12 protein-coding genes are annotated in these 12,714 nt (G+C 73.6%); 4 read left to right on the top strand and 8 right to left on the bottom strand.

Features of this window, described 5'->3' with window-relative positions; genetic code table 11:
* Positions 1-5: 5 nt before the first annotated feature.
* Positions 6-992 carry a deoxyribose-phosphate aldolase gene (gene deoC, locus ACIRRH_RS06345; protein ID WP_403062573.1) on the bottom strand — a complete coding sequence of 329 codons (987 nt, stop codon included), beginning with the start codon at positions 990-992 and terminating at the stop codon, positions 6-8.
* Between the two features lie 106 nt (positions 993-1,098).
* Between deoC and ACIRRH_RS06340 the strand changes: the two genes are divergently transcribed.
* Positions 1,099-1,779, top strand: a complete 681-nt coding sequence (locus ACIRRH_RS06340) for a PH domain-containing protein (RefSeq protein WP_403062571.1) — start codon at positions 1,099-1,101, stop codon at positions 1,777-1,779.
* A 59-nt stretch (positions 1,780-1,838) separates the two neighbouring features.
* Here the strand turns inward: ACIRRH_RS06340 and ACIRRH_RS06335 are convergent, their stop codons facing one another.
* Together ACIRRH_RS06335 and ACIRRH_RS06330 are read right to left on the bottom strand one after the other, a co-directional pair.
* Positions 1,839-3,563: a phospho-sugar mutase gene (locus tag ACIRRH_RS06335; protein WP_403062568.1), complete on the bottom strand. Its 1,725-nt coding sequence runs from the start codon at positions 3,561-3,563 to the stop codon at positions 1,839-1,841.
* 190 nt (positions 3,564-3,753) lie between these two features.
* The gene (locus ACIRRH_RS06330) at positions 3,754-4,575 is read right to left on the bottom strand and encodes a purine-nucleoside phosphorylase (RefSeq protein WP_403062565.1); all 822 of its coding nucleotides are present in this window, start codon (positions 4,573-4,575) and stop codon (positions 3,754-3,756) included.
* A gap of 310 nt (positions 4,576-4,885) precedes the next feature.
* On the opposite strand from ACIRRH_RS06330, the gene ACIRRH_RS06325 reads away from it, so the two are divergent.
* Positions 4,886-5,755 (top strand): hypothetical protein, encoded by an 870-nt coding sequence (locus ACIRRH_RS06325; RefSeq protein ID WP_403062562.1) that lies wholly within the window; start codon positions 4,886-4,888, stop codon positions 5,753-5,755.
* Here the strand turns inward: ACIRRH_RS06325 and ACIRRH_RS06320 are convergent.
* Positions 5,752-6,189, bottom strand: coding sequence for a gamma-glutamylcyclotransferase (locus ACIRRH_RS06320; protein ID WP_403062559.1), 438 nt, complete (start codon positions 6,187-6,189; stop codon positions 5,752-5,754). The two genes, ACIRRH_RS06325 and ACIRRH_RS06320, sit on opposite strands and share 4 nt — an antisense overlap.
* A 99-nt stretch (positions 6,190-6,288) precedes the next feature.
* Between ACIRRH_RS06320 and ACIRRH_RS06315 the strand changes: the two genes are divergently transcribed.
* Both ACIRRH_RS06315 and ACIRRH_RS06310 read left to right on the top strand, forming a co-directional pair.
* On the top strand, positions 6,289-7,743 hold the full coding sequence (locus ACIRRH_RS06315) for an NAD(P)H-quinone dehydrogenase (RefSeq protein ID WP_403062556.1): 1,455 nt from the start codon (positions 6,289-6,291) through the stop codon (positions 7,741-7,743).
* Between the two features lie 236 nt (positions 7,744-7,979).
* The gene (locus ACIRRH_RS06310) at positions 7,980-8,936 is read left to right on the top strand and encodes a DeoR/GlpR family DNA-binding transcription regulator (RefSeq protein WP_403063656.1); all 957 of its coding nucleotides are present in this window, start codon (positions 7,980-7,982) and stop codon (positions 8,934-8,936) included.
* 93 nt (positions 8,937-9,029) lie between these two features.
* Here ACIRRH_RS06310 and ACIRRH_RS06305 read toward each other — a convergent pair whose 3' ends face one another.
* The 4 genes from ACIRRH_RS06305 to mmpB all read right to left on the bottom strand — a co-directional run bounded on the left by ACIRRH_RS06305 (position 9,030) and on the right by mmpB (position 12,656).
* Positions 9,030-10,805, bottom strand: a complete 1,776-nt coding sequence (locus ACIRRH_RS06305) for an acetyl/propionyl/methylcrotonyl-CoA carboxylase subunit alpha (RefSeq protein WP_403062554.1) — start codon at positions 10,803-10,805, stop codon at positions 9,030-9,032.
* A 236-nt stretch (positions 10,806-11,041) separates the two neighbouring features.
* Positions 11,042-11,776 carry a hypothetical protein gene (locus tag ACIRRH_RS06300; RefSeq protein ID WP_403062551.1) on the bottom strand — a complete coding sequence of 245 codons (735 nt, stop codon included), beginning with the start codon at positions 11,774-11,776 and terminating at the stop codon, positions 11,042-11,044.
* Between the two features lie 89 nt (positions 11,777-11,865).
* Positions 11,866-12,468, bottom strand: coding sequence for a nucleoside triphosphate pyrophosphatase (locus ACIRRH_RS06295; protein ID WP_380767252.1), 603 nt, complete (start codon positions 12,466-12,468; stop codon positions 11,866-11,868).
* Between the two features lie 47 nt (positions 12,469-12,515).
* Positions 12,516-12,656: a morphogenic membrane protein MmpB gene (gene mmpB / locus ACIRRH_RS06290; RefSeq protein ID WP_403062548.1), complete on the bottom strand. Its 141-nt coding sequence runs from the start codon at positions 12,654-12,656 to the stop codon at positions 12,516-12,518.
* Positions 12,657-12,714: the final 58 nt, after the last annotated feature.

The raw sequence follows: 12,714 nt of genomic DNA, 5'->3' as shown, positions 1-12,714 counted from the left end.
GGTGATCAGTCCACCGTCACGTAGTCGGGGCCGGAGTAGCGGCCGGTGGCCAGCTTCTGGCGCTGCATCAGCAGGTCGTTGAGCAGGCTGGAGGCGCCGAAGCGGAACCAGTGCGGGGTCAGCCAGTCGTCGCCGAGGGTCTCGTTGACCATCACCAGGTACTTCATGGCGTCCTTGGTGGTGCGGATGCCACCGGCGGGCTTGACGCCGACCTGGACGCCGGTCGCCGCGCGGAAGTCGCGGACCGCTTCCAGCATCAGCAGGGTGACCGGCGGGGTCGCGTTGACGGCGACCTTGCCGGTGGAGGTCTTGATGAAGTCGGCGCCGGCCAGCATCGCCAGCCAGGAGACCCGGCGGACGTTGTCGTAGGTCTGGAGCTCGCCGGTCTCGAAGATCACCTTGAGGTGGGCGGCGCTGCCGTCGGGGCGCTTGCACGCCTCCTTGACCGCGACGATCTCGTTGAAGACGTCGAGGTAACGGCCGGAGAGGAAGGCGCCGCGGTCGATCACCATGTCGATCTCGTCGGCGCCCGCGGCCACCGCGTCGGCGGTGTCGGCGAGCTTGACCGGGAGGGCGGCGCGGCCGGCCGGGAAGGCGGTGGCCACCGAGGCGACCTGGATGCCGGTGCCCTTCAGGGCGGCCTTCGCGGTGGCGACCATGTCCGGATAGACGCAGATGGCGGCGACGCGGGGGGTGGTCGGGTCGGTCGGGTCGGGGGTCCTGCCCTTGGCGCACAGTGCGCGCACCTTGCCGACCGTGTCCGCGCCCTCCAGCGTGGTCAGGTCGATCATCGAGATCGCCAGGTCGATGGCGTACGCCTTCGCCGTGGTCTTGATCGAGCGGGTACCGAGAGCGGCGGCACGCGCCTCCAGGCCGACCTGGTCGACGCCGGGCAGGCCGTGCAGGAAACGGCGGAGCGAGGCCTCGGACGCCGCAACGTCCTGAAGGCCGCTGCCCGCAACGCCGAGGGCATTGGCTGCAACAGTGGACATAGTCACCAGAGCAGCATATCTACGCGCGTAGTGGGCCGCCAGGGCACCCACCATTCGTGGCCGGACCGAGACCTCAGGGCGAGGGGCATGGGGCAGAATCGATGCCATGACCGATTCCGACGGCAAGCCCCACCAGGGCCCAGCCGCCCCCGACGGGGACCCCGAGTACGCGGACCGCGTGTACCGCTCTGTCCCCGGTGTGATCTCCGGAGTGCTGCTGCTGGTCGTCGCGGCCTGGCTGATCGGCGACGCGGTGGTGAGCGGGACCGGGAAGACCCCGTACGTCTCGCTCGCGGCGGTGCCGGTGTTCGCCTTCCCGGTGATCGCGTACACGCTGCGCCCGGCCGTGACGGCCGGCCGCGACCGGCTGGTGGTGCGCAACCCGTGGCGGACCATCGTCGCGCCGTGGGCCTCGGTGGACGCGCTGCGCGCCGGGTACTCGGTCGAACTGCTCGCGGAGGGTAGGAAGTACCAGGTCTGGGCGGTGCCGGTGTCGCTGCGGCAGCGCAAGCGGGCCACCCGGGGGCAGGGGGCCGGCGCTGCCGGACACGCCTCCCGGATCGGCCTGGGAACGGGGCAGGCCAAGCGCACCAACCCGGTCGTCCAGGGCTCGCCCGATCCCACCCGCGCCTGGTCCGACCAGGTCACCGCCGTCCTCCAGGACATGGCCGAACGCAACGCCGGCCGCCCCACCGCCGCCGGCCCGGTCGAGGTCCGCTGGTGCTGGTGGATCATCGCCCCCACCCTGGCCGGCCTGATCGCGCTGATCACCGTCATCGCGGTCTGAGTACGAGCGAAGGGCCCGCCGGTCGGTGACCGGCGGGCCCTTTCACGTGTCCGCGGGCGTCAGGGGGTGATGCCGGCGGCCCGGGCGAGGTCCTGCTTGATGGTGGCGAGGAGGGCGGCGGCGCGGTCGCGGGTGGGGGCGAGGTCGGCGGCGGAGGCGACCGGGAGGACGACCTCCAGGTAGCACTTGAGCTTGGGCTCGGTGCCGGAGGGGCGGACCACGATGCGGGCGGAGCGGACGTCCTCGCCGGCCAGGTGGTAGCGCAGGCCGTCGGCGGGCGGCAGGTCGGCGGAGCCGGCCGACAGGTCGTCGGCGCGGGTGACCTGGAGGCCGGCCAGGACGGTCGGCGGCTGCTCGCGCAGGCGGCGCATGGCGTCGGCGATCAGCGCGAGGTCCTGGACCCGGACGGAGAGCTGGTCGGTGGCGTGCAGGCCGTGCTCCAGCGCCAGGTCGTCCAGCAGGTCGGACAGGGTGCGGCCGGACTTCTTGAGGGTGGCGGCGAGCTCGGCGACCAGCAGGGCCGCGGTGATGCCGTCCTTGTCCCGGACGCCCTGCGGGTCGACGCAGTAGCCGAGCGCCTCCTCGTAGCCGTAGCGCAGGCCCTCGGCGCGGGAGATCCACTTGAAGCCGGTCAGCGTCTCGGTGTAGCCCAGGCCCGCCGCCTCGGCGATCCGGCCCAGCAGGGTGGCGGAGACGATGGTGGTGGCGAAGGTGCCCTCGGCCTTCTTCGCGACCAGGGCCGAGCCGAGCAGCGCGCCGACCTCGTCGCCGCGCAGCATCCGCCATCCGGCCGAGCCGCTGCCGCTGCCGGCCGCGTTGCCGTTGGCGGGGACGGCCACGGCGCAGCGGTCGGCGTCAGGGTCGTTCGCGATCACGATGTCCGGGCCGACCGAGGCGGCGGTGCGGAAGGCGAGGTCCATCGCCCCCGGCTCCTCCGGGTTGGGGAAGGCCACGGTCGGGAAGTCCGGGTCGGGCTCGGCCTGTTCGGCGACCACGGTGGGCGCGGGGAAGCCGGCCCGGCGGAACGCGGCGACCAGGGTGTCGCGGCCGACGCCGTGCATCGGGGTGTAGACCACCTCCAGGTCGCGCGGGCCGTGCTCGTCCACGATGGAGACGGCCCGGGCCAGGTAGGCCTCGACGACCTCCTCGCCGAGCACCTCCCAGCCGTCCTCGGCGCGCGGGACCTCGTCCAGCGAGCCGATCGCGTCGATCTCGGCGGCGATCCCGGCGTCGGCCGGCGGGACGATCTGCGAGCCGTCGCCCAGGTAGACCTTGTAGCCGTTGTCCTGCGGCGGGTTGTGGCTGGCGGTGACGGTGACACCGGCGGCCGCGCCCAGGTGGCGGACGGCGAAGGCGAGCACCGGGGTCGGCAGCGGGCGCGGCAGCAGCGCGGCGCGCAGACCGGCGCCGACCACCACGGCGGCGGTGTCGCGGGCGAAGTCGTACGACTTGTGGCGGGCGTCGTAGCCGATGACGACCAGGTCGCCCAGGCCCTGCTGCTTGACGTACGAGACCAGGCCGGCGGCGGCCCGGATCACCACGGCGCGGTTCATCCGCATCGGCCCGGCGCCGAGTTCGCCGCGCAGGCCGGCGGTGCCGAACTGGAGCCGGTCGGAGAAGCGGGCGGCGAGCTCCGCCCAGGCGAGCTTGCTGTCGGTCTCGGCCTCCGGGCCCTCGGCCCGGGCCAGCAGGGCGCAGAGCTCCTCGCGGGTCTGCGGGTCGGGGTCCTCGGCCAGCCAGGTCCGGGCCCGGGCGAGGAGGTCGGTGGTGGGTGCCTGCGTCATGCCAGCTCCATCGGGAAGTGCGTCGGTGTGTCGGCCGGAGGTTCCGCTGCCGGTCGGGAGGGTTCCGCTGTGACCGGAGGATTCCGCAGAGTAGGGGGTCGCGCATGCGGACGGGGCCCACGGGAAGGTGTGATCAGCGGATCACACCGCCCGTGGGCCCCGTCAGTCATGATTCTGCGCCTCGCGGGCGTCAGATCCGCTCAAGGACCTTCGCGAGCAGCTCACCCATGCGCTCGGCGGAGGCCTTGCCGGCCTCCAGCACCTCTTCGTGGTTGAGCGGCTCGCCGGTCATGCCGGCGGCCAGGTTGGTGACCAGGGAGATGCCGAGCACCTCGGTGCCGGCCTCGCGGGCGGCGATGGCCTCCAGGGTGGTGGACATGCCGACCAGCTCGCCGCCGATCACCCGGGTCATGTTGACCTCGGCCGGGGTCTCGTAGTGCGGGCCGCGGAACTGGACGTAGACGGCCTCGTCCAGGGACGGGTCGACCTCGCGGCAGAGCGCGCGCAGGCGCTTGGAGTACAGGTCGGTGAGGTCGACGAAGTTGGCGCCGACGATCGGGGAGTCCCCGGTCAGGTTGATGTGGTCGCTGATCAGGACCGGCTGGCCCGGGGTCCAGCCCTGACGCAGGCCGCCGCAGCCGTTGGTCAGCACGATGATGCCGCAGCCGGCCGCGGCGGCGGTGCGCACGCCGTGGACGACGGTGGCCACGCCGTGGCCCTCGTAGTAGTGGTTGCGGCCGAGGAAGATCAGGGCGCGCTTGTCGCCGATCTTCACCGAACGGATCTTGCCGGCGTGGCCGGCGACGGCGGGGGCGGGGAAGCCCGGGAGCTCGGTGACCGGGAACTCGGCCACGGTCTCGCCCAGGGCGTCGGCGGCCGGCACCCAGCCGGAGCCCATCACCAGGGCGACGTCGTGCCGCTCGGCACCGGTCAGCTCGCGCAGGCGCTCGGCGGCGGCCTGGGCGGCGGCGTAGGGGTCGGCGGAGACGACCGACTGAGGAGAAGCGTTCACGGGTCCGAGGATAGACGGGTTTCGGCTACGCGCGTAGAAATTCAGCCGCAGCATGCCGGATCGTTACCCGGCTCACCCGAAAACACAGCTCGGTGGGGCTTTCCGGGTGCGCGGGCCGTCGGATCGCACACAACCGGGATGCCGCGCGGGGCCGGTTCCCGCCGGGCGGTCCTTTCGCGTACGTGCCGTCGTCGTCCGGCTCCGAACGGCCGGTGGGCGCCGGCGGCGGTACGGTGACGGTCGGGGGCCGACCCGTCGTCAGCCGGTCTGGTTCACGGCTCCGGCGGACGACAGGAGGGGTTCGACCGCCATGGGGAGCCGTGGCAGACGACACCCGCCGCCCGCGGCGCCGTCCGCGGCCGCGCCGGTGGACCTGGCGGCCCGGGTGGACGCGTTCATCGCGGGCTTCCGCCCGAGCGGCCGCTACACCGCGCCGGACCCGGCGCAGCGCCGGGCGGTGGCCGACGGCGTGCTCGGCGCGCTGGACGGCCGGACCGGGGAGGCCGAGCGGACGCTGGCCCGGGTCGGGTACCGGACCACCGAGTTCACCGAGGCCGTGACCGGTCGCCGGGTGGCCGAGATCGCCGCCGACGACGGCGCCGGGGACGGGCGCGGCTGGGGCTGGATCTACCTGGACCGCTCGACGCGGCCCGGCTGGTCCGTGCAGGTGCCCCACCCGGCCTCGGACGCCCGCACCGAGGTGCTCGGGGTGGAGCTGTTCCGGGCCGTGCCGGGCGGTGTGCTGGTGATCGCCGGAGCACACCGCCGGGCCGGGGCGGACGGCTGCGCGGACGTCGCGCACCGGCGCGACACCGTCTTCGCCGCCGTGGTCGAGGCACTCACCGGGCGCGGCCTGCCCGGCATCCAGGTGCACGGCTTCGGCGCGGCCGGCCTGCCCGGGCGGGACGCGATGGTCTCCAGCGGCGCCGGGCGGCCGGGCCCGGCCGCCGAGCTGACCGCCGCGGGGCTCGACGGGGCCGGCCTCGCGGTCTGCCGGGCCTGGCGGGAGCCGGGCGTGCGACTGGCCGGCACCACCAATGTGGCGGGCCGGTTCGCGGCCGGGCTCGGGGTGCCGTGGCTGCACGTCGAACTGGTGTACCGGGTGCGCGCCGAGCCGGCCCGGCGCGCGGCGGTGGTGAAGGTGCTCGCGGAGACCGTGCGCAGCTGGAGCGGTCGCTAGCAGGGGCGGCGGCGCAGGTCCATCACGTAGTCGTGCGGGGCGCCGGCGCTCTCCGCGGCGTCGGCGATCAGGCCGAGGTAGCGGGCCGCGGGCAGGCCGCCCTCGTAGTCGTTGAGCACGTACGTCCAGACCGGGATGTCGCCGTCCAGGGTCTGCGCGCGCAGCCTGATCTTGCGGTAGATGCCGAGCTGGACGCCCTCCCAGCGGTCCAGGCCCTCCTCGTCCATCGGCGCGACGTCGTACAGCGAGACGAAGACCTGGTCCTTCTCGTCCTCGACCACGGTGGCCAGCGAGCCCTCCCAGCCGAGCTGCTCGCCGCCGAAGGTGAGCCGCCAGCCGGCTAGCCACCCCGTGCCGCGCAGCGGGGAGTGCGGGGCTCGGCGGGTCATCTGCCGGGCATCGAGGTTGGTGGCATACGCGGCGTAAAGGGGCATGGGGGCCAGCGTAGCCCGGGCGGCGGGCGGGCCGGGGCGACTGGACGAAGCTACGGAAGCCCGGACCCCGGCGTGGCCGCGTTCCCGGCGTGCGGGACAATGGGGAACGTGACTCGGATCGTGATCATCGGTGGCGGACCCGGCGGCTACGAGGCGGCCCTGGTCGCCGCACAGCTCGGCGCGGAGGTGACCGTCGTCGACACCGACGGTCTGGGCGGATCGGCGGTGCTCACGGACTGCGTTCCGTCGAAGACCCTGATCGCGACCGCGGAGGTGATGACCACCTTCGACAGCTCGTACGAGGAACTGGGCATCCTCGTCGCGGACGACACCCCGCCGATCGAGCAGGCGGCCCGGGTGATCGGCGTGGACCTGGGCAAGGTCAACCGCCGTGTGAAGCGCCTGGCCATCGCGCAGTCCCACGACATCACCCAGTCCGTCACCCGGGCCGGCGTCACCGTGCTGCGCGGCCGCGGCCGGCTCGGCGCCGGCGGGCAGGCCGTGGACGGCTCCCGCGAGGTGCTGGTGGACGCGCCCGACGGCACCGTGCAGTCGCTGCGCGCCGACGCGGTGCTGATCGCCACCGGCGCCCACCCGCGCGAGCTGCCGGACGCCCAGCCGGACGGCGAGCGGATCCTCACCTGGACCCAGGTGTACGACCTGGAGGAGCTGCCCCGCGAGCTGATCGTGGTCGGCTCCGGTGTGACCGGTGCCGAGTTCGCCGGCGCGTACCAGGCGCTCGGCTCCAAGGTGACCCTGGTGTCCAGCCGCGACCGGGTGCTGCCGGGCGAGGACCCGGACGCCGCCGAGGTGCTGGAGGACGTCTTCCGCCGCCGCGGCATGAACGTGATGGGCCGCTCGCGGGCCGAGAGCGTCAAGCGGATCGGCGACCGGGTCGAGGTCATGCTGGCCGACGGCAAGGTGATCGAGGGCACCCACTGCCTGATGGCGGTCGGCTCGATCCCCAACACCTCCGAGATGGGCCTGGAGGAGGCCGGGGTCAAGCTCAACGACTGGGGCCAGATCCAGGTCGACCGGGTCTCCCGCACCAGCGCCCCCGGCGTGTACGCGGCGGGCGACTGCACCGGCGTCTTCATGCTCGCTTCGGTGGCGGCCATGCAGGGCCGGATCGCGATGTACCACGCGCTCGGCGACGCGGTGCAGCCGCTGAACCTGAAGACCGTGGCCTCCAACGTCTTCACCGACCCGGAGATCGCCACCGTCGGCTACACGGCGGCCGACGTGGAGTGCGGCAAGATGGACGCCGTCGTGGTCAAGCTCCCGCTGCGCGGCAACCCGCGGGCGAAGATGCAGGGCATCCGGGACGGCTTCGTGAAGCTGTTCTGCCGCCCGGGCACCGGCATCGTGGTCGGCGGCGTGGTCGTCGCCCCGCGGGCCAGCGAGCTGATCCACTCGATCTCGCTCGCGGTGGACGCCAATCTGACGGTCGAACAGGTGGCCAGCGCCTTCACCGTCTACCCGTCCGTCTCCGGCTCGACCGCCGAGGCCGCCCGGCAGCTGCACATCCGCAAGCGGGCCGACGGCGAATCCTGAGCGTCCGGCGCACAGTTGAGGGCGGCTGCCGATCGGCGGCCGCCCTTTGCGTGGGCATGGCCGTCACCCGGACGGCGGGCGCAGTTCCTGGCCACTGGCGGCGCGTATTGTACGGTCACGCGCCGCTCGTGCGTGAGCAATTCCCGCTACTAGCTGCAAACGCCTGAAAGCAGACGGTCACGCAGGTTACCGTCGGTTCTGTGTTTGCAGCAGAACGTCGCCAGTTGATCCTCGAAATGGTGCGCGCCAACGGAGCCGTCTCGCTCCGGGAGTTGGCCCGCGTCGTCCAGACCTCCGAAGTGACCGTGCGCCGTGACGTGCGGGCGCTGGAGGCAGAAGGGCTCCTCGACCGCCGGCACGGCGGCGCGGTGCTCCCCGGCGGCTTCAGCCGCGAACCCGGATACCCGCAGAAGACCCACCTCTCCGCGGCGGAGAAGAGCGCCATCGCGGACTTCGCCGCCGGCCTGGTGGAGGAGGGCGACGCGGTGGTGGTCGGCGCCGGCACCACCACCCAGGAGCTGGCCCGCCGGCTGGCCCGGGTGCCCGGGCTGACGGTGGTCACCAACTCGCTGCTGGTCGCCCAGGCGCTGGCGCACGCCAACCGGGTCGAGGTGGTGATGACCGGCGGCACCCTGCGCGGCTCCAACTACGCGCTGGTGGGCAGCGGCGCGGAGCAGTCGCTGCAGGGGCTGAGGGTCACCAAGGCCTTCATCTCCGGCAGCGGGCTGACGGCCGAGCGCGGGCTGTCGACGGCGAACATGCTGTCCGCGAGCGTGGACCGGGCAATGGTGCTGGCGGCCGCCGAGGTGATCGTCCTCGCCGACCACACCAAGCTCGGCGCGGCCGGCATGTTCCAGACCGTCGCCACCGAGACCATCACCCGGCTGGTCACCGACGAGCAGGCCACCGCGGACGACACCACCGCCCGCGAACTGGACGCGCTCGCCGACTGCGGGGTGCAGGTCGACCTGGCCCCGCTGGGCGCGGCCCCGAGCGGCGACGCCCCGGTGCACGGCACCGGCAGCGGCCCGGTCCACCAGACCCAGCCCGGCCCGATGGCCCGCCGCGGCGGTCCGCCCGTCGGCGCCGCCCCGCTGCCGGGCCAGCGCCGCCCCGGTGCGCACGGCGGGCCGGCCGCTCCGGGCGGCATGCCGGCCCGGCTGGCCGAGCTGGGCCTGCCGCGCGGGCGCTGAGCCCGTACGGACCTCGGAAACGCGACCGGTCCGCACACCCCCGAAGGGCGTACGGACCGGTCCGAGGGGCGAGGCCCGTCCCAGGGGACGGCGTCAGTCCTTGATCTCGCAGAGCGCGGCGCCGCTGCTGACGCTCGCACCCACCTCGGCCTTGAGGCCGGAGACGGTGCCCGCCTTGTGGGCGTTCAGCGGCTGCTCCATCTTCATCGCCTCCAGGACCACGATCAGCTCGCCCTCGGCGACGACCTGGCCCTCCTCCACGGCGACCTTGACGATGGTGCCCTGCATCGGCGAGGCCAGGGTGTCACCGCTGACGGCCGAGCCGGCTTTCTTGGCGCCCACCCGGCGCTTGGCCTTGGCGGCACCCGTCGCACCGGCCGCCGGGGCCGTCGAGACGCCCAGCGAGGACGGCAGCGAGACCTCGATCCGCTTGCCGCCGACCTCGACCACCACGGTCTCCCGGGTCTCGGCCTCCTCGCCGTCACCGGCCGCGCCGGCGAACGGCGGGATGGTGTTGTCGAACTCGGTCTCGATCCACCGGGTGAAGACCTTGAACGGCTCGTCGCTGCCGTGCACCTCGGGCGCGAACGCCGGGTCGGTGACGACCGCCTGGTGGAACGGGATGGCGGTGGCCATGCCCTCCACCTTGAACTCGTTCAGCGCACGGCGGGCCCGCTCCAGGGCCTGCTTGCGGTCGCGGCCGGTGACGACCAGCTTGGCCAGCAGCGAGTCCCAGGCCGGGCCGATGACCGAGCCGGTCTCCACGCCGGAGTCCAGGCGCACGCCCGGGCCGGACGGCGGGGCGAACAGCGTCACGGTGCCGGGCGCGGGCAGGAAGTTGCGGCCCGGGTCCTCGCCGTTGATGCGGAACTCGAAGGAGTGGCCGCGCACCTCGGGGTCGCCGTAGCCGAGCTCCTCGCCGTCGGCGATCCGGAACATCTCGCGGACCAGGTCGAGGCCGGTGACCTCCTCGGTGACCGGGTGCTCCACCTGGAGACGGGTGTTGACCTCCAGGAACGAGATCGTGCCGTCCAGCGCGACCAGGAACTCGCAGGTCCCGGCGCCCTCGTAGCCGGCCTCCTTCAGGATGGCCTTGGACGCCCGGTACAGCTCGGCGTTCTGCTCGGCGGTCAGGAACGGCGCGGGCGCCTCCTCGACGAGCTTCTGGTGGCGGCGCTGGAGCGAGCAGTCACGGGTGGAGACGACCACCACGTTGCCGTGCTTGTCGGCCAGGCACTGGGTCTCCACGTGCCGCGGGTTGTCCAGGTAGCGCTCGACGAAGCACTCGCCGCGGCCGAAGGCGGCGACGGCCTCGCGCACCGCGGACTCGTACAGCTCGGGGATCTCCTCCAGCGTGCGGGCGACCTTGAGGCCGCGGCCGCCACCGCCGAAGGCCGCCTTGATGGCGACCGGCAGGCCGTGCTCCTGGGCGAACACGACGACCTCGTCGGCACCCGAGACCGGGTCCGGGGTGCCGGCCACCAGCGGGGCACCGGCCCGCTGGGCGACGTGCCGGGCGGTCACCTTGTCGCCGAGGTCGCGGATGGCCTGCGGCGGCGGGCCGATCCAGATCAGACCCGCGTCGATGACGGCCTGGGCGAAGTCGGCGTTCTCCGACAGGAACCCGTAGCCGGGGTGGACGGCGTCGGCGCCGGAGTCGGCGGCCGCCTTGAGGACCTTGGTGATGTCCAGGTAGCTGGTAGCGGGGGTGTCACCACCCAGCGCGTAAGCCTCGTCGGCCGCGCGGACGTGCAGCGCATCCCGGTCCGGCTCGGCGTAGACGGCGACGCTGGCGATACCGGCGTCCGAGCAGGCCCGGGCGACGCGGACGGCGATTTCCCCGCGGTTGGCGATGAGCACCTTGCGCACTGTGGCTCCCTTCTTGAACCTCGTTGAGTTTATGGATTCCCGGGCAGTACCGGCGAGTAGCCCCCGGTTGTGAACTATCCCACACGCTCGGTGATGGCTTTCACGGCCCGCCGGGCGGCTCCCCGGACGACGCCGCAGGTCGGCGCGGGTCCGCCCGGATCGGGAGGGGGCCACGGCGGGTGACCGGCCGGCGGCGTGGCGGGAGGTGGCATGGGCCACAGTGTCGCGCGGACCGCTCAAACGGTGCTGGAGCGGGCACCGGGGCGCCGCAGCGCCTCGGCCGTCACGTCGGCCGCCACCTCGACCATGTCCGGCCCGTACGCCTCCGGGTTGACCACCCGCAGGACGAGCGCGAAGGTGCCGTCCTGCCCGTACTTCCGGGCGAGAGCGCGGTGGTGCGCGACCAGGTAGCGCACCCCGGCCTGGTTGGCGGTGCCGGTCTGGCCGGAGACCAGGAACACCGGGCGGCCGCCGTCCGGGGTGGCGACCCGGGCCAGCAGGGTGTGCGCCTGGTCGTGGTCGGCGGTGTAGTCGCGCTCGCCCACCACGATCACGTTGCTGCCCGGGCCCGGTCCCGAGGTGACGAGCACGCCCGGCAGGCCCCAGGCCAGGTGCGCGGCCATCCGCTCGTTGCTGACCGGACCGCCCAGGCACAGCTCGGTCTTGGCGCCCAGACCGCGGTGCGCGGCGTCGTGGGCGACCAGTTCGGGCCGCGCCCCGCACTCCTCGACCAGCCCGGCCAGCCACATCAGCGCGTAGGCGTCGCGCCGGGTCACGGTGTGGGCGTGCGAGCCCGTTCCGATGCTGCGCGGCACCACGATCAGGCACTCGCTGCCGTTCGGCAGCCCGAAGAACGCCCGAACCCGCTCGACCTTGCGGCGCCGCCGCAACATCTGGGCCAGCCAGCCGAGGCCGGCGCTGATCGCGCTGGCCACCAGGCCGAGCACCACGTTGAGCACGCTGTCGGTCATCTGCCGCGTCCCCTCCCCGTTCGAACGCCGGTCAGCCTAGGGCCCGTCTGCAAACTCGCGTCTGCGGGGCGACGCCGGGGTGCGGCAGGTCAGTCGGTCCACAGGTCCGTGATGCGCAGGTCCAGGTCGGCGAGCAGCCGGCGCAGCAGTGGCAGGGAGAGGCCGATGACGTTGCCCGGGTCGCCGTCGATGCCGTCGACGAACGGCGCCGAGCGGCCGTCCAGGGTGAACGCCCCGGCCACGTGCAGCGGTTCACCGGAGGCGACGTACGCGGCGATCTCCGCGTCGTCCGGGGTGCCGAAACGGACGGTGGTGGAGGCGGTGGCCGAGGACTGCCGGCCGGTCGTGGTGTCGATCACGCAGTGGCCGGTGCGCAGCACGCCGGCGCGCCCGCGCATCGACTGCCAGCGGGCCAGCGCCTCGGCGGCGTCGGCGGGCTTGCCGAGGGCCTGGCCGTCCAGCTCCAGGACGGAGTCGCAGCCGATCACCAGCTCGCCGTCGGCGAGTTCGGCGGCGACGGCCTTCGCCTTGGCCTCGGCCAGCACGAGCGCGAGCTCGGCGGGGGTGGCGGCGGTGATCGCGTCCTCGTCGACGCCGCTGACCACCACGCGCGGGTCGAGTCCCGCCTGGCGCAGCAGCCCGAGGCGGGCGGGGGAGGCGGAGGCGAGGACGAGGGTGCGCTGGTCGGTCATGCCCACCAGCGTAGGGGGTGCAGGTGTCCGCCATTCGGGTGAACGGGTCAGGTGAACGAGCGGGCGAGCATCATCAGCACGGCGCCGACCAGCACCAGGGTGGCGAGCACCTTGCCGGCCCGCTGCATCCGCTCCTGCATCCGACGGGCCTCGGGCGAGGGCTCGTCGCGGGGGTCTGACCAGAGCACCCGTCCAGAGTGCGCCGGGAGGGGGTGCGGGCGCCTGAGTATCCGTACTCAGGTTTCG

This window comes from Kitasatospora sp. NPDC101235 (genome assembly GCF_044767505.1).
Taxonomy (GTDB): Bacteria; Actinomycetota; Actinomycetes; order Streptomycetales; family Streptomycetaceae; genus Kitasatospora.
Note: the sequence above shows the minus strand (reverse complement) of the source record. Positions and strands in the feature narration are given on the sequence as shown.

Excerpts from the sequence above, each read along its gene's own strand:
- deoC (WP_403062573.1), bottom strand. The coding sequence starts at position 992 with ATGTCCACTGTTGCAGCCAATGCCCTCGGCGTTGCGGGCAGCGGCCTT.
- ACIRRH_RS06340 (WP_403062571.1), top strand. The coding sequence starts at position 1,099 with ATGACCGATTCCGACGGCAAGCCCCACCAGGGCCCAGCCGCCCCCGAC.
- ACIRRH_RS06335 (WP_403062568.1), bottom strand. The coding sequence starts at position 3,563 with ATGACGCAGGCACCCACCACCGACCTCCTCGCCCGGGCCCGGACCTGG.
- ACIRRH_RS06325 (WP_403062562.1), top strand. The coding sequence starts at position 4,886 with ATGGGGAGCCGTGGCAGACGACACCCGCCGCCCGCGGCGCCGTCCGCG.
- ACIRRH_RS06320 (WP_403062559.1), bottom strand. The coding sequence starts at position 6,189 with ATGCCCCTTTACGCCGCGTATGCCACCAACCTCGATGCCCGGCAGATG.
- ACIRRH_RS06315 (WP_403062556.1), top strand. The coding sequence starts at position 6,289 with ATGGGGAACGTGACTCGGATCGTGATCATCGGTGGCGGACCCGGCGGC.
- ACIRRH_RS06310 (WP_403063656.1), top strand. The coding sequence starts at position 7,980 with ATGGTGCGCGCCAACGGAGCCGTCTCGCTCCGGGAGTTGGCCCGCGTC.
- ACIRRH_RS06300 (WP_403062551.1), bottom strand. The coding sequence starts at position 11,776 with ATGACCGACAGCGTGCTCAACGTGGTGCTCGGCCTGGTGGCCAGCGCG.
- ACIRRH_RS06295 (WP_380767252.1), bottom strand. The coding sequence starts at position 12,468 with ATGACCGACCAGCGCACCCTCGTCCTCGCCTCCGCCTCCCCCGCCCGC.